Origin of the sequence: Mesorhizobium huakuii (genome assembly GCF_014189455.1) — a bacterium.
In the GTDB taxonomy this organism is placed as follows: domain Bacteria; phylum Pseudomonadota; class Alphaproteobacteria; order Rhizobiales; family Rhizobiaceae; genus Mesorhizobium; species Mesorhizobium huakuii_A.
In genome coordinates this window covers 2,723,240-2,737,546 of the sequence record NZ_CP050296.1, presented here as the reverse complement: position 1 = coordinate 2,737,546, position 14,307 = coordinate 2,723,240, and the positions used below count along the sequence as shown (strand labels likewise).

At 63.3% G+C, this 14,307-nt stretch carries 17 protein-coding genes and 2 pseudogenes; 8 read left to right on the top strand and 11 right to left on the bottom strand.

Features of this window, described 5'->3' with window-relative positions; translation table 11 throughout:
- Nucleotide 1: 1 nt before the first annotated feature.
- Nucleotides 2-1,411 (bottom strand): glycosyltransferase, encoded by a 1,410-nt coding sequence (locus tag HB778_RS13610; RefSeq protein ID WP_183464352.1) that lies wholly within the window; start codon nucleotides 1,409-1,411, stop codon nucleotides 2-4.
- 141 nt (nucleotides 1,412-1,552) lie between these two features.
- Between HB778_RS13610 and HB778_RS13605 the strand changes: the two genes are divergently transcribed.
- The 3 genes from HB778_RS13605 (at nucleotide 1,553) to HB778_RS13595 (ending at nucleotide 3,295) form a co-directional block, all read left to right on the top strand.
- A complete protein-coding gene (locus HB778_RS13605; RefSeq protein ID WP_183464351.1) occupies nucleotides 1,553-2,263 on the top strand; it encodes a DUF805 domain-containing protein in 711 nt (236 codons plus the stop codon).
- Between the two features lie 155 nt (nucleotides 2,264-2,418).
- Nucleotides 2,419-2,847: a polyketide cyclase gene (locus tag HB778_RS13600; RefSeq protein ID WP_140891644.1), complete on the top strand. Its 429-nt coding sequence runs from the start codon at nucleotides 2,419-2,421 to the stop codon at nucleotides 2,845-2,847.
- Between the two features lie 70 nt (nucleotides 2,848-2,917).
- Nucleotides 2,918-3,295, top strand: a complete 378-nt coding sequence (locus HB778_RS13595; protein WP_244571290.1) for a MarR family winged helix-turn-helix transcriptional regulator — start codon at nucleotides 2,918-2,920, stop codon at nucleotides 3,293-3,295.
- Nucleotides 3,296-3,311: 16 nt separating this feature from the next.
- Here HB778_RS13595 and leuB read toward each other — a convergent pair whose 3' ends face one another.
- The 6 genes from leuB to leuD all read right to left on the bottom strand — a co-directional run bounded on the left by leuB (nucleotide 3,312) and on the right by leuD (nucleotide 7,908).
- Nucleotides 3,312-4,415 carry a 3-isopropylmalate dehydrogenase gene (leuB, locus tag HB778_RS13590; protein ID WP_183464350.1) on the bottom strand — a complete coding sequence of 368 codons (1,104 nt, stop codon included), beginning with the start codon at nucleotides 4,413-4,415 and terminating at the stop codon, nucleotides 3,312-3,314.
- 87 nt (nucleotides 4,416-4,502) lie between these two features.
- Nucleotides 4,503-4,853: a VOC family protein gene (locus HB778_RS13585; RefSeq protein WP_183464349.1), complete on the bottom strand. Its 351-nt coding sequence runs from the start codon at nucleotides 4,851-4,853 to the stop codon at nucleotides 4,503-4,505.
- Nucleotides 4,850-5,233: a RidA family protein gene (locus tag HB778_RS13580; protein ID WP_183464348.1), complete on the bottom strand. Its 384-nt coding sequence runs from the start codon at nucleotides 5,231-5,233 to the stop codon at nucleotides 4,850-4,852. Before HB778_RS13580 ends, HB778_RS13585 begins: the two co-directional genes overlap by 4 nt.
- A 140-nt stretch (nucleotides 5,234-5,373) precedes the next feature.
- Complete coding sequence (locus tag HB778_RS13575) at nucleotides 5,374-6,231, bottom strand: hypothetical protein (protein ID WP_183464347.1); 858 nt, start codon at nucleotides 6,229-6,231, stop codon at nucleotides 5,374-5,376.
- A gap of 48 nt (nucleotides 6,232-6,279) precedes the next feature.
- Nucleotides 6,280-7,233, bottom strand: a complete 954-nt coding sequence (locus HB778_RS13570; protein ID WP_183464346.1) for a hypothetical protein — start codon at nucleotides 7,231-7,233, stop codon at nucleotides 6,280-6,282.
- A gap of 69 nt (nucleotides 7,234-7,302) precedes the next feature.
- A complete protein-coding gene (gene leuD / locus HB778_RS13565) occupies nucleotides 7,303-7,908 on the bottom strand; it encodes a 3-isopropylmalate dehydratase small subunit (protein WP_183464345.1) in 606 nt (201 codons plus the stop codon).
- 155 nt (nucleotides 7,909-8,063) lie between these two features.
- Here leuD and HB778_RS13560 point away from each other — a divergent pair, with 155 nt between their 5' ends.
- The 5 genes from HB778_RS13560 to HB778_RS13540 all read left to right on the top strand — a co-directional run bounded on the left by HB778_RS13560 (nucleotide 8,064) and on the right by HB778_RS13540 (nucleotide 10,911).
- A complete protein-coding gene (locus HB778_RS13560) occupies nucleotides 8,064-8,489 on the top strand; it encodes a GNAT family N-acetyltransferase (protein WP_183465081.1) in 426 nt (141 codons plus the stop codon).
- A gap of 92 nt (nucleotides 8,490-8,581) precedes the next feature.
- Nucleotides 8,582-8,893, top strand: coding sequence for an ArsR/SmtB family transcription factor (locus tag HB778_RS13555; RefSeq protein ID WP_183465080.1), 312 nt, complete (start codon nucleotides 8,582-8,584; stop codon nucleotides 8,891-8,893).
- Nucleotides 8,893-9,336, top strand: coding sequence for an SRPBCC family protein (locus tag HB778_RS13550; protein WP_183464344.1), 444 nt, complete (start codon nucleotides 8,893-8,895; stop codon nucleotides 9,334-9,336). The genes HB778_RS13555 and HB778_RS13550 overlap by 1 nt, the downstream gene beginning before the upstream one ends.
- A gap of 44 nt (nucleotides 9,337-9,380) precedes the next feature.
- On the top strand, nucleotides 9,381-9,872 hold the full coding sequence (locus tag HB778_RS13545) for an SRPBCC family protein (protein WP_183464343.1): 492 nt from the start codon (nucleotides 9,381-9,383) through the stop codon (nucleotides 9,870-9,872).
- Nucleotides 9,873-9,954: 82 nt separating this feature from the next.
- The gene (locus tag HB778_RS13540; protein ID WP_183458334.1) at nucleotides 9,955-10,911 is read left to right on the top strand and encodes an IS5 family transposase; all 957 of its coding nucleotides are present in this window, start codon (nucleotides 9,955-9,957) and stop codon (nucleotides 10,909-10,911) included.
- 165 nt (nucleotides 10,912-11,076) lie between these two features.
- Here HB778_RS13540 and HB778_RS13535 read toward each other — a convergent pair whose 3' ends face one another.
- The 4 genes and pseudogenes from HB778_RS13535 to ftsY form a co-directional block, all read right to left on the bottom strand.
- Complete coding sequence (locus HB778_RS13535; RefSeq protein ID WP_183464342.1) at nucleotides 11,077-11,607, bottom strand: NADPH-dependent FMN reductase; 531 nt, start codon at nucleotides 11,605-11,607, stop codon at nucleotides 11,077-11,079.
- A gap of 41 nt (nucleotides 11,608-11,648) precedes the next feature.
- A complete protein-coding gene (locus HB778_RS13530) occupies nucleotides 11,649-12,269 on the bottom strand; it encodes a pyridoxamine 5'-phosphate oxidase family protein (RefSeq protein ID WP_183465079.1) in 621 nt (206 codons plus the stop codon).
- Between the two features lie 64 nt (nucleotides 12,270-12,333).
- Nucleotides 12,334-12,989, bottom strand: a pseudogene (locus HB778_RS13525) (septation protein A).
- 63 nt (nucleotides 12,990-13,052) lie between these two features.
- Nucleotides 13,053-14,036 (bottom strand): annotated as a pseudogene (gene ftsY, locus HB778_RS43455) (signal recognition particle-docking protein FtsY); the annotation flags it as partial.
- Nucleotides 14,037-14,307 lie beyond the last annotated feature (271 nt).

Below are 14,307 nucleotides of genomic sequence, written 5' to 3'. Positions count from 1 at the left end.
TCTACAAGCGGCGGGACGCGCTCTTCAGGCCGGCCTTGATGGCGGCCCAGCTTGCCGATGCCGGTGTCGGCCGGTGGTTTTGGGCGATGCGCTCCACCAGCGAGGAGCGCCAGGCATGGTCGTCGGCCATCTTGCGGATCGCCGCGTACCAACCCTGCTGGTCTTCGGAATCGATCGCCGGCATCAGCCCGCCGCTCGCCTCGATCAGCGACGGTGTGGTCGAGACGATGACCGGAACGCCGAAATCGAGGCATTCCGAGGCGCCGTAGCCCCAGCCCTCTATATGCGAGGGAAAGACGCCGAAAGTGGCGCTGCGGTAATATTGGATGAGCTGCTCGTCGCTGACCAGTCCGGTGAAAGTGACCGATTGGAGCAGTTCGGGATGCGCCTTGAGATAGGCGCGCAACGGCTCGATCATCCAGCCCCAGCGCCCGGCGCAGACAAGCCTTGGCAGCTTGACGCCGTCTTCCAATGCCTGCTGCCAGATCCGCGCTAGCAATATGTGGTTCTTGCGCACTTCGATTGTCGAGCAGTAGAGCACGAACGGCTCACCGGCCTCGATGCGCGAGGTCTTGCCCATGCGCGATGCCGTCTCGTGCAGGATCGAGGGCATCGGAAAGCGGTACACCGCCGGCGCGGCGATGCCGGCCTTGCGCATATGCTCGGTCAGCGTCGCGCCGACCTCGTCGGAGGCGCAGAACGCCGGGGCACCGCTGCGCACGAGCTGCTCGAGATAGGAGCCGAAGCGGCGCTCGCTGGTGCTCGAGCCGAGCAGGTCAGGGCGCAATGCCGGGATGATATCGTGGCACAGGAAGGCAAGCTTGCCGGCGGCGCCAGAAACGGCGGACCGGTCCTCCTGCGTCAGGATGTGATGACTGATCAATACAAGGCCGGGTTCCGTCTCGGGGGCCTGGCTCGGAGCGTCCTGGCGTAAACCCGACCGGATCCTCGCCCGCTGGTACAGACGATAGGCGCGGATCAACAGCCGCGTCGCCTGGTAAGTGGTCCCCTTGCCGCCGTTGGTCACCGTCTTGGCCAGGTGGCTGTCCGTCTCAGGCCTGTCCCAAGGCTGCTGCCGTACCGCCTCGAAGGCCTGCGACAGCGCCGCGCGCTTTCCCGGCCATGGTTTGACACGATGCGGGGAAATCTCGCCCGCCGCGACATGGTCCAGTTCATAGGGAGCAAGCGGCCGGAACCGGCCTTCCCAGGGCCTGAACGCCACCACCTGCACAGCCGGGTCGGGATCCACCAACGCCGCGTTGACGAGAAAGCTTTCCACCCGCGGAATGCCCGCCAGGCCCTTGCCGGGCGGCCAGAACATCAGGCCGGTGGCGTCGATGGCTAGTGTAGGAGGATTGACAACCAGCCCGCCCTCGGTCGCGGCGCTGGCATCAGAATGCTCGACTGTCATTGTCTGCCTTGGCGAAGACGGCTGCACGTGAACCTTATGCTTGATTTGCCGCTGATATGGTAGCCACGGCGCGGGGCCTTGCCCGCAGGCTCGGCCTTGTGCCACACCTTTGCAGGGACGTGGCGATAAAGGGGGCGGGTGATGCGCGGCGAAGTGCTCCACTATGACGAGGACCAGGGTTTCGGCTTCATCACCGGAGCCGACGGCAACCGCTACACCTTCACCCGCGAGAACCTTCGCCGGCAAACTACGATGCCCAAAGGGACGGCGGTCGAATTCCAGGCGGGCGGCGGCCAGGCGCGCGACGTTTTTCCGATCGCCGCCCAGGCCGCAAGTCCGGCCGCCGACGCCGCCACCAGCGCCGCACCGGCGCAAGCCAGCCCCGCACCTGCGTCCGGCGCAGCGCAGGCACAGAATTTCGGCCGGGCCGCCGAGCCGGCCGAGCCTACCGATCTCTGGGGTTACTTCTGGCGCGGCGTGACGCAGAACTACTTCAATTTCGCCGGCCGCGCCCGGCGCAAGGAATATTGGGGCTATTGCCTGTTCTGGACGATCGCGTTGCTGGTGATCATCGGCGTCGGCGTTTTCACCGATGCCGAGATCGGCAATTTCGACAGTTCTGAGGTGCCGGCGATGACGGTCGGGCTTTTCGGCATGTTCCTGCTGGCCACCTTCCTGCCCAGCCTGGGCATGATCGTGCGCCGCCTGCACGACCTCGGCCTGACCGGCTGGCTCTGCCTGCTCATCCTGATCCCGACCTTCGGCAGCCTGATCATCCTGGTCTTCGCACTGATCCCGACACAGGGACGCGAAAACCAGTGGGGGCCGGTGCCGGCGGGGGTCAGGGTTTAGCGACGTCGGCGGCATGCCGTTCGGAACTGCATAAAAACAATGAGTTGATACCATCCAGGCGGAGCAGCAAGATTCCTATTGCAATTTAGTCTGTGCACAGATAATCTGTGCGCAGATCGAATAATCGGTCGACCAGGATGAATGGAGCCAAGACAATGTGGAGCAATGAATACACCGCGATTTCCTCGCTTCCCGCAGCCGCCATCTGGAATGCGCTGAAGGCCTTGCATGAAGGTCGCCTGACCTATGAAGGGTCCGACACTTTCGTGCTGCATGGCCCGTTCGCCAAGGGCACCCGTGTTTCGGTGACACCGGTCGGGCAGGACACGTTTGAATCGACCATCGTCGATCTCGTCGATAACGTCACCTATGCCGACGAGACCACGTTCGGTGACACGAAATTGCTGTTCAGGCATACGCTGGTCCCCGTCGAAGGTGGCACGCAGGTGACGCACCGGCTGGAAATTTCCGGCCCCTCGGCAGCAGAGGTCGGACCCGAACTCGGCCCGCAGATCAGCGGCGATTTCGACGTGTCGATGGCTAAATTGTTCGAGCAGGCAAAGGAGTTGGCGAACGGTGGCTGATGGACAGGATTTGAAGACGCGCTTCAGCGGACCTTCGGAGAGCCCCGGCTTGTTGTTGTGGCGAACCACAATGCGCTGGCAGCGCGTCATGACGGCGGCGCTGACGCCGCTCGACCTGACACATGTCCAGTTCGTGCTACTGGCCTCGGCCATGTGGCTCGGCCGCAATGGCGAGCCGCCCAACCAGGTGCAACTCGCCGCTCAGGCCGGCACCGAGGTGAAGATGACGTCGGACGTTGTTGCCCGGCTGGAAGCGAAAGGGCTGATCGCACGGGAGGCCGACCCCAGGGATTCCCGCGCCAAGGTGATCCGCGTCACCCCAACCGGGGCGGCTGCCGCACAGCGCGCCATCGTCGCCGTCGAGGCAGCCGACGCGGCCTTTTTCGAACCGGTGGACGAGGCGCAACTCGTCGGCCTGCTGCAGCAGCTGGCCGGCGAAATCCGCTGAGTGAACCTGTCCCGGGTTAACCCAGGAACTTGGCGATGATCGCGTCGCCCATCTCGACCGTGCCGACCTCGGTCATGCCCGGCGAGAAAATGTCCTTCGTCCGCAGGCCCTGATCGAGCACGGCGGCGATGGCGCCTTCCAGCCTGTCGGCTTCATCGACCATGCCGAAGGAATAGCGCAGGCACATGGCGAAGGACGCGATCATGGCGATCGGGTTGGCGATGCCCTTGCCGGCAATATCGGGCGCCGAGCCGTGCACCGGCTCGTAGAGCGCCTTGCGCTTCTTGGTCTTCACGTCGGGCGCGCCGAGCGAGGCCGACGGCAGCATGCCGATCGAGCCGGTCAGCATGGCGGCGATGTCGGACAGCATGTCGCCGAACAGATTGTCGGTGACGATGACGTCGAACTGCTTTGGCCAGCGCACCAGCTGCATGCCGCCGGCGTCAGCCAGCATGTGGTCGAGCTTGACGTCGGAGTAGCGGGCCTTGTGGGTCTGGGTGACGACGTCGTTCCACAGCACGCCCGACTTCATGACGTTGCGCTTTTCCATCGAGGTGACATGGTTGCGACGCGTCCGCGCGAGCTCGAAGGCGACGCCGGAAATCCGCTCGATCTCGAACGTGTCGTAGACCTGCGTGTCGATGCCGCGCTTCTGGCCATTGCCGAGATCGATGATCTGCTTGGGCTCGCCGAAATAGACGCCGCCGGTGAGCTCGCGCACGATCAATATGTCGAGACCCTCGACCACCTCCTGCTTCAACGAGGACGACGCGGCCAGCGCCGGGTAGCAGATGGCGGGGCGCAGATTGGCGAACAGCTCCATGTCCTTGCGCAGCCGCAGCAGGCCGGCCTCGGGGCGCACCTCGTAAGGCACGGCATCCCATTTCGGACCGCCGACCGCGCCGAACAGCACCGCGTCGGCCGCCATCGCCTTGGCCATGTCGGCGTCGGAGATCGCCGCGCCATGTGCATCGTAGGCGCAGCCGCCGACCAGGCCCTCATCGGTGACGAAGCCGCTGCCGAGCTTTTCGTTCATGGCCGCTATCAGCTTCTTGACCTCCGCCATGGCCTCGGGGCCGATGCCGTCGCCGGGGAGCAGGAAAAGATGCTTCGTTGCCATGGAGAAAACCGTCCCAGAAAGATTTGAACCGGCGCCTTGCTAAACGCCAAGCGCTCGGCGCGCAAGCCTGGCGTTGAGAAGCACCCTTCACCGATGCGAGAGAATGTTAACCAGCCGGCCGAAGGGATCGCGCACATAGAAGCGCCGCACGCCCCAGGGTTCGTCGGCCGGTCCGTATTCGATGGCGAAGCCGGCGGCCTTCATGCCTTCGAGTGCGGCTTCGACATCATCGACCTCGATCGACAGGTCGGGCACCGGCGTGCCGGAGCCGCCTTGCTCGGCAAAGCTGATCTGCACATCCATTTTTTCTTGCGAGCCATAGGTGGCGATCCAGCCGTGATCCATCAGCAGGTCGAGGCCGAGCACATCCTGATAGAAGCGCTTGGCCGCCGCGATATCTGATGTCTCGATATTGGCTACGATGCGCCGGACCTTCATGCCGTCCGCCGCAGCGCGGTCACTTCGATCTCGATCTTCATTTCCGGCTTGTTGAGCTGGCAGACGATCATCGTCGCCGCCGGCCTGATGTCGCCGAATGTTTCGCCCAGGATCGGGAAGACCACGTCCACGAACGCCTGGTCGGTGATGTAATAACGCGCCCGCACCACGTCGGCCATGTCGAAGCCGCCATCGTGAAGCGCCTTGCCGATCGTCGCCAGGCAATTGCGCGTCTGCGCCTCAACGGTTTCCGGCATCGTCATTGTCGCATAATCGTAGCCGGTCGTGCCGGATACAAAGCACCAGTCGCCCTGCACCACGGCACGCGAATAGCCGGCGGTCTTTTCGAACGGTGAGCCGGTGGAGATCAATTTACGCATGAGGGCCTCGCAAGATCGTTTCGGTTATCTTGAAAGGACGAAAGCTTTCCGACCATAGGCCACGCGGAGTTGACTGTTGTCTCGACGCTCGCGTCAAGCCGGGATGACGACGGCGCGGTGTGCGGTACCTTGTTAAGGGCCTATTTTGCCCACCCCAGCGCCTTGTCCATGGCTTCCGCGACGTCGGCCGGCCAAGCCTTCACCGCAGGCCACGTATCCGGTTCTGGCTCGCCGTTCAGTTGGGCAAAAAACAACTTTTGCCTGTTCGGATCGACTGCCATGAAGGTGTCGACCCCGCAATTGTGCGGGGCGCAGCCGCTGGCATAGAAGACCCCAGACTCCGTCTTGTCTATGCCATCGCTGACAATCATGTGGGTCGCGATCTCGGTCACCTTCTCGCCGAGCAGATTTTCGGCCTCCTTGTAGACGCCTTCGTTACGAAAGATTTCGATCATGTCGATTCTTGAAGAATCGATATCTTTCCACCCTGTGCCCGGTTCAGGCGTATAGATCACATTGCCCGAGGTGATGAGCCCTTCGAATGGCGACCATTGCTGCAGAGGTTTCGAAGCACCCGGCATCAGGTAAGGCACGAAATAAATCACACCGTTGGATATTGCGGCCGCCGGTGCACCGCATCGGTCTTGCTCCACCTTGGTGCTCTGGATGGTGCCGCCTTTCGGCTTCCATACAATCACTTTGGCTGGGCCGCACAGATTGCCGCCGTCGGCGACATTGACAAGCGCCACCCTCACATTCCCAAGGTCGACGATCTTGTCGATGTCGACCTCATAATTGCGGGCCAACTCCTTGCCGTCGAAGGCCAGCACTTTTTCGCCGTATCGCTTTTGCTGGGTGATGGTCAGTTGACCGCCTTCGAACGAAATCACTGTCGACTTGTCGGCCGCGCCGACTGCCTGCGTTTGTGAAAACACGCTGGCAACGGGTATCAGCACAAAAGCCAGCCCGCGAGGGACCGCCAGAGGTGACCGCACCATCATATTCCTCCAAGGTGAAAGCACCCTGACCGCGCGCAAAACGTGCAATCAGTTCGCCGAGCCCAACGCCTTGTCCAGCGCTTCCTTCACATCGGCCGGCCATGTCGTCACCGCCGGCCAGGCGTTCGGCTCTCCATTGTCGCCGCGGCGGGCGAAGTACAATTTGTGCTTGGCCGGGTCGACCGCCATGAAGCCGTCATTGCCGCCGCAATCATGCGGCACGCAGCCTGTGGCATAGAAGGCGCCTGAAGCGGTCTTTTCCGTACCGCCGCCGACCAGCAGGCTGGTCGCCATGTCGGGCATGGTGTCGCCGAGCAGCGCCTTGGCCGCCTTGTACACAGCCTCGTTGTGGAAGGCATCGATGATGTTCTCATACTTCGCCGGATCGACATCCTTCCAGTCGGTGCCGGGTTCCGGCGTATAGGCGAGGTTGCCGGAGGTCGTCAGGCCTTCGGTCGGCGACCATTGCAGCGCCGCCTTTATCTCGCCGGGCAGCAGGTAAGGCACGAAATAGATGGCGTCGTCGGCGATCGCGGCCGGCGGGGCGCCGCATTCGTCCTGCTCGACCGTCGTGGTCTTGATCTCGCCGTCCTTCGGCTTCCAGACGATCACCTTGGCCGGGCCGCATTGATTGCCGCCGTCGCCGACATCGACCAGCGCCACGTTGACGTCGCCGATCTTCACGATCTTGTCGAAGAAGACATCGTAATTGCTGGCCAGCTGCTTGCCGTCATAGGCGAGTACCTTCTCGCCATCCTGCTCCGGCTGGGTGATGGTCAATTGGCCGCCCTCGAACGCTATCGGCGCCTGCTTGTCACCGTCGGCGGGCGCCGCGTCGCTGGTGCTCGACGCTCCCTGGTCGGTCGCTGGCTGGTCGGCCGGCTTCTGGGCTGCCGCGGGTGTCTGCTGCGCGGCAGGCGTCTGCGTCTGCGCATCGACGCCAGCCATGGGCGCCAGCAACAAGACCAGCCCGCAAACGCCGGCTAGAAGCGAACGTGTCATGACTGTCCCTCCCTCAGTCGCCACGAGCCCGGCCTGAAAGAGCCGGGCCTATCCGTCGGATGGTGCCGCTCAGGCCCAGGGGCGCTGTTCGGCGTTGCGCTTCTCGAACGAGGCGATGGCGCCGGCCTTCTCCATGGTCAGGCCGATATCGTCGAGGCCGTTGAGCATGCAGTGCCGCTTGAAGTCGTCGAGGTCGAAGGTGACAACGCCGCCATCGGGGCCACGGATTTCCTTGGCTTCGAGGTCGATCGACAAAGTGGCATTGGAGCCGCGCGAGGCGTCATCCATCAGCTTCTCGAGATCCTCGGGGCTGACGGTGATCGGCAGCACGCCGTTCTTGAAGCAGTTGTTGTAGAAAATGTCGGCGAACGAGGTCGAGATGATGCAGCGTATGCCGAAATCGAGCAGCGCCCACGGCGCGTGCTCGCGGCTCGAGCCGCAGCCGAAATTGTCGCCGGCGACCAGGATCTGCGCCTTGCGGTAGGCCGGCTTGTTGAGCACGAAATCCGGGTTTTCCGAACCATCGTCCTTGTAGCGCATTTCGGCGAACAGGCCGGTGCCGAGCCCGGTGCGCTTGATCGTCTTGAGATAATCCTTCGGGATGATCATGTCGGTGTCGACATTGACGATCGGCATGGGAGCGGCGACGCCGGTGAGCTTGGTGAATTTTTCCATGGCTTTGGCCCGTGTTTTCGTTGCGGGGGATTTGCTGAAGCTCCGTTTACACAAAGCCGAGGGCAAATAAAAGGCAACTGTTCGTGCGCACTGGCACAAGGGCACTACGCGAAGGCGGCTTCGAATTCGCCGGCCGATGGTGCAGTCTGGCCGGCATGGCTGAAAACTCCCATGTCCTCTACGCCCGCGAACCCGCGCTCGGCATCGCCGAATTCCGCAAGGTGCTGGTGGAATCCGGTCTCGGCAAGACACGGCCTGTCGATGATCCCGCCAGGCTGCAGGCGATGCTGTCCGGCGCCAATCTGGTGCTGACCGCGCGTCTCGATATCGAGGGCAAACCGCTGATCGGCGTGGCGCGCGCCGTCACCGACTTTGCCTGGGTCTGCTATATCTCCGAACTCGCCGTCTCCCAATCGGCGCAAGGGCTTGGCATTGGCAAAGGCCTGATGGACGAGGCGCGGCGGCAGCTCGGCCCGTCGGTCGCCATCAGCCTGATCTCCATGCCCGACGCCGTCGGCTTTTACGAACGCATCGGCATGAAACGCACGGCCGACGCCTTCTGGTTCTCCCGCAACGGCTGACTTTTTTCTCCCTTGGCCGCATCCGGTCGTCATCGGCGCGCGATTTTGCCGCTTGACATGCAACCAAATGGTTGCATATTAAAGCCATGAGCATGGATGACGTCTTTCGCGCCCTGGCCGACCCGACACGCCGGCAATTGCTGGACAAACTCCATGCCAGGAACGGGCAGACGCTGAACGCGCTGTGCGCGGAGATGGACATGACACGCCAGGCGGTGACCAAGCACCTGGCGATCCTGGAGGAGGCCAACCTCGTCACCACCATCCGCAAGGGACGCGAGAAGCAGCACTACCTCAACCCGGTTCCGATCAACGAGATCGCCGAGCGCTGGATCGGCAAGTTCGAGCGCCATCGGCTGGACGCATTGAGTGATCTGAAGAAACGCCTCGAAAGGGAAGACTGATGAGCAACAGCTTTGTTTACGTGACCTACATCCGCACCACGGCCGAAAAGCTCTGGGAGGCGCTGACCGACCCGGAATTCAACCGGCAGTTCTTCCTCTGCTCCTATCAGGAGAGCGAGTGGAAGGTCGGCTCCAGCTGGAAACTGATCTTCCCCGACGGCCGCGTCGCCGACTCGGGCGAGATCCTCGAGATCGACCCGCCGCGACGCCTGGTCATCAAGTGGCGCAATGAATGGATGCCGGAGATCAAGGAAGACGGCTACACGCGCTGCACTTTCGCCATCGAACAGGACGGCGAGCTGAAACTTGCCGTCACCCACGAGGCCGACGGGCCGCACCGGCTGATCCCGAATGTCAGCAAGGGCTGGCCGCTGGTGCTGGCGAGTCTCAAGAGCCTGCTCGAGACCGGCAAGGGTTTCGAGCGCCCGCCGTCGAAAGGGTGAAAGGCTCGTTTCGATACCGAAACAAAACGGATGCGGAGGCACCGATGATGCACGTTCTCGGGGTACAGAGCATGACCAATGGCGAGACGATCATGGCATCCGCCGAGATCGAAGCGCCTGCGGAACGCATCTTCAAGGCGTTGGTCAGCAACGAGGTCGAGCAATGGTGGGGGTCCTCCGACACCTACCGGATGGCCGACTGGTCGGCCGACCTCCGCGTCGGCGGCCGCTGGACCGTTGTCGTCCGCACGGCCGACGGCAGGGACCTGCCGGCCGGCGGCGAATTCCTCGAGATCGAAGCGCCGCGCCGGATCGTGCAGACGCGGGCCTATGTTTGGGACCATCCGACGCTTGGCCGGCGGCAAACCACGGTCGCCTGGCTGCTGCAGCCGACCGCCACCGGCACGCGCCTCACCATCTGCCATGGCGGCTTTGCCGGGCTAAGCGATGCGGCGGCCGAGCATGCCGAGGGCTGGGGCCGGGTGCTGGTCTGGCTGCAGGACTATGTCGCGGCTGGGAGGCTGGCGGCGGCTTAGACGCCTCTTCCTTCTCCCCTTGTGGGCCTGTTGCGTAATTCGCTGGTTGTGATTCTCTGAGAGGGAGCTCGGAGGAATCGCGATGGCGGTGAAGCAGACTGGACAGTTGAGCTTGGCGGAGGCCTTTCTGGGCCACAAGCTGACGGGGGGTTCTTCGCCACTCGACCGTCTGTCGGGTCTGGTGAAGTGGTACCGGTTCGAGAAGCTGCTTAATGCGCTGCGCGATGGTGGACCGGGTCGAGCTGCCTGGCCGCCGCTGGTGTTGTTCAAGGCACTGTTGCTGCAATCGCTCTACGGACTGTCGGATCGCGAGTTAGAGGAAGCGCTGGGCGATCGGCTGTCGTTCCGGCGCTTTGCTGGGCTGGGGCTGGACGATACAATCCCCGACCACACGGTGCTGTCGCGTTTTCGCAATCTGCTTGTCAGCGAAGGGCTGATGGAGAAGCTGTTTGGCGAACTGGACCGGCAGTTGGAGAAGGCCGGCGTGATCCTGAAGCGCGGTACGATGCTGGATGCCACGCTGATTGATGCGGTCTCGACGCCGCCGACACCCGAGCGGCCGTCGCAGGATACGGACGCCCGCGTCACAGCACGCAAGGGCAAGAGCGGCCTTACCTTCGGCTACAAGGCTCATGTCGGGGTGGATGAAGGCTCTGGCCTGATCCGCACGGTGATCACGACACCGGCCAACGTCAACGACACGGTCGTGGCTGATCACTTGATCTGCGGTGATGAGAAGACGGTATGGGCAGACGCAGCCTATGACACCCATGCCCGCCGTGCTCGGCTCAGGGCGGCCGGCAAGAAGGTGCGCATTGCACGGCGCCCCAACAAGCATCATGCGCTGCCGCCGCGGCTCAAGCACTACAATCGCCTGATCGCCAGACGGCGAGCAGCGGTGGAGACCACCTTCGCCACGCTCAAGAACCGCATGAAGCTGACCACGATCCGCTACATCGGGTTGGCCAAGGCTGCTGGTCAGGTGACAATGGCGGCCATCGCTTTCAACATGCGCCGATGGGCCGCCATCACGGGATAGGTGCGTCCACAATCCGGCCAGCCAAGGCCGAACCGCCACCTCAAACATCGAAACCAGACCTCAACCCCTAAGAACCAGCAATAGCCCGCTGATCCTGTTCCCCCGCCGTTCCTCCCAGTAACTGCGCAACAGGCCCACAAGGGGAGAAGGAAGAGCGACCGCCGCTCAGGGCGTCCGAATGAACTCCGCGAAGGCCGTGAGCGCATTGCGCATCGCCAACACGTTTCCCGGCTCAGCCAAAATAGCCTCCACCTCCGGCGGCCTCTTGCCGAGCAGGGCAATTTCCAGCCCGTCCTCATACATCGCAAACGACATCGTCCGCATGATCTCGGCCAGCGCGGCGCGGGCATAGAGCGAGCGCGGCGAGGCGTGCACTGGCATGGCGGGCTTGGCGACGGCGGCGTCGCGCGAGACCAGCCAGTCGAGTGCATTCTTCAGCCCGCCCGGCACACCATGGGCATATTCGGGACAGGAGACGATGATGCCGTCGGCGGCGGTGACGGCGTCGATCAGGTCGGCTGCTTCGCGCGGCGTGCGCTCGCCCTCGTCGTCGGGGTTGAAGATCGGCAGGCGGCCGAGCCCGTCATAGACGGTGACGCGGCAGCCTGCCGGCGCGTTGCGCGCCAGTGCTGCGACCAGGGCCGAATTGGTGGAGGCCGCGCGCAGGCTGCCGGAGATGGCGAGGATGTTCAGCAAGGTGGGTGAAGCCAGTTCGGACGAATCGCGTCCGCAAAAGCCTACCACATGGTCTGCTTGTAATCGTCGTCGAGCCAGCGATCGGTCGCCTCGACGGAATCGGCGAGCGCCAGTTGGTCGCGCAGGATCTGGCCGAGTGTCGGCAGCGTCGCGCGGTCGTACCAGGTGTCCGGCTTCCACAGATCGGAGCGCATGAAGGCCTTGGCGCAATGCATGTAGGCGGCCTTGACCGTAACCACGACGACGCTCTGCGGCTCCTTGCCGTCGACGGCGAGGCGCTCGCGCAAACCGGCGTCGACGGTGATGCGGGCATCGCCGTTGACGCGCAGCGTCTCGTTCATGCCGGGGATCAGGAAGAGCAGCCCGACCGAAGGATTGCGCAGGATGTTCTCCAGCGTATCCAGCCGGTTGTTGCCGGGCCGGTCGGGGATGGCGATGGTCCTGTCGTCGAGAATGGCGGCGAAACCGGGCTTGTCGCCTTTAGGCGTCACGTCGGCATTGCCTTCGCCGTCTGATGAGCCGATCAGCACGAAGGGGCTCTTGCCGATGAAGGAGCGGCAATGGCCGTCAAGCGCCTTCAATTCCTTGCGGATCGAACCGTCGGTGGGCCGGGGCGTCTTGTAGATCGTCCGCAATTCCTCGCGCGTGGTGATGAAGTCCATCTCGCCCCTCTTCATCTGACGCAATCCCAGACGGAAACCGCTGGCTACTTTTTCTGGAATTGCTCTATTCGCCGGCCTGCTCTTCCTCGGGTTTTTCCTCAAGCGAGTGACGCATAATCAGCGGCATCTGGCTGAAGGTGAACAGCAAGGTGATGGGAACTGTGCCCCAGAACTTGAAATAAACCCAGGTCTCTTCCGAAAAATTGCGCCACACCACCTCGTTGAGCACGGCCAGGAATAGGAAGAACAGCCCCCACCGAAAACTCAGCTTGCGCCAGCCCTCGGCATCAAGCTGGAAGGCGGAATCAAGGACATAGCCGAGCAGCGACCTGCCGAAGGCGAGCCCCCGAGCAGCGTGACGCCGAACAACGTGTTGATGATGGTCGGCTTCATGAAGGCGAAGGTCTTGTCTTGCAGGTAGAGCGCCAGCGCGCCGAACCCGAAAACGACGATCGCCGACACCAGCGGCATGAGCGGCAGGCTGCGCGTCAGCGCCCAGGACGCGCTAAGCGACAGTGCCGTCGCGACCATGAAAAATGCGGTGGCGATCAGGATTGGCTCGCCGAGATGGGTCAGGATCGGGAACTTTTCGGCCAGCCATTCACCGCGGATCGTGGTGAAGAAGAACACCAGGCCGGGCCCAAGCTCAAGCAGCAGCTTCAAGCCGGGGTTGATCGGCCTGCGGCGTGGGTCTGACGGGTCGCGTTCGAGGATGTTCATAAAAGTCCTTCTTGCGCATGATCTGGCCCAAAACTAGGCCGTTTCAAGAGATCATGTCTTGTTTCAAGCCACTCCAGCGATCGCCCTGGCGAATTCGCTTGCGGAGAAAGGTTCGAGGTCGTCGACCTGTTCGCCGACGCCGATGAAATAGACCGGCAATTTGTGCTTTGCCGCGATCGCCACCAGAATACCGCCGCGCGCCGTGCCGTCCAGCTTGGTCATCACCAGGCCGTTGACGCCGGCGATGTTGCGGAAGATTTCGACCTGGTTGAGCGCGTTCTGGCCGGTGGTGGCGTCGACCGTCTGCAGCACGGTGTGCGGCGCTTCCGGATCGAGCTTGCCGAGTACGCGAACGATCTTTTCCAACTCCGCCATCAGTTCGGTCTTGTTCTGCAGGCGGCCGGCGGTGTCGATGATCAGCACGTCGGAGCCGGCTTCTTTTGCTCGTTCGAAGGCGTCGTAAGCGAGGCCGGCAGCATCGGCGCCGATCTTGGAGGCGATGACCGGCGATTTCGTCCGCTCGCCCCAGATCTTCAATTGCTCGATCGCGGCGGCGCGGAACGTGTCGCCGGCGGCGAGCATCACCGACAGGCCGCCGTCGGTCAGTTTGGCCGCCAGCTTGCCGATGGTCGTCGTCTTGCCAGTGCCGTTGACGCCGACCACCAGGATGACATGCGGCTTGTGCGAGAGGTCGAGCTCCAACGGCCGGGCGACCGGGGTCAGCACCTTCTCCACCTCGGCCGCCATGACGGTGCGGACATCCGTATCGGAGACGTCCTTGCCGTAGCGGCTGGCGGCCAGCGCGTCGGTGATACGAAGCGCAGTTTCCATCCCCAGGTCGGCGCGGATCAGCACGTCTTCCAGGTCCTGCAGCGTTTCCTCGTCCAGCTTGCGCTTGGTGAAGACGCCGGCAATGTTGCCGGTCAGCTCGCGCGACGAGCGGGCAAGCCCGTCCCGCATGCGCTGGAACCAGGAGCGCCTCGGCGCCGGCTCCGGCGCCTTCACCGGCTCTGCCTTCTGCTCGACTTTCTTGGTGACGATCACCTTGCCGGCAGCGGGTTTCGGCTCCTGCAAGGGTTGAGGAGCCGGTGGCGGGATGGGATGCGGCTCGGGCGCGACCTCAGCGATGACAGGCTGCGGCGCGACCGGTGCAGGCTTTACCTCCCCCTCGATGGGGGAGGTCCCGAGCGTAGCTCGGGGGTGACTGGCGCCAGCGTCGGCGCCATCACCCCACCCCAACGCTTCGCGTCGACCCTCCCCATCGAGGGGAGGGTGAGGAGCTTCTTCCTTCTCCCCGTCTTTATACGGGGAGAAGGTG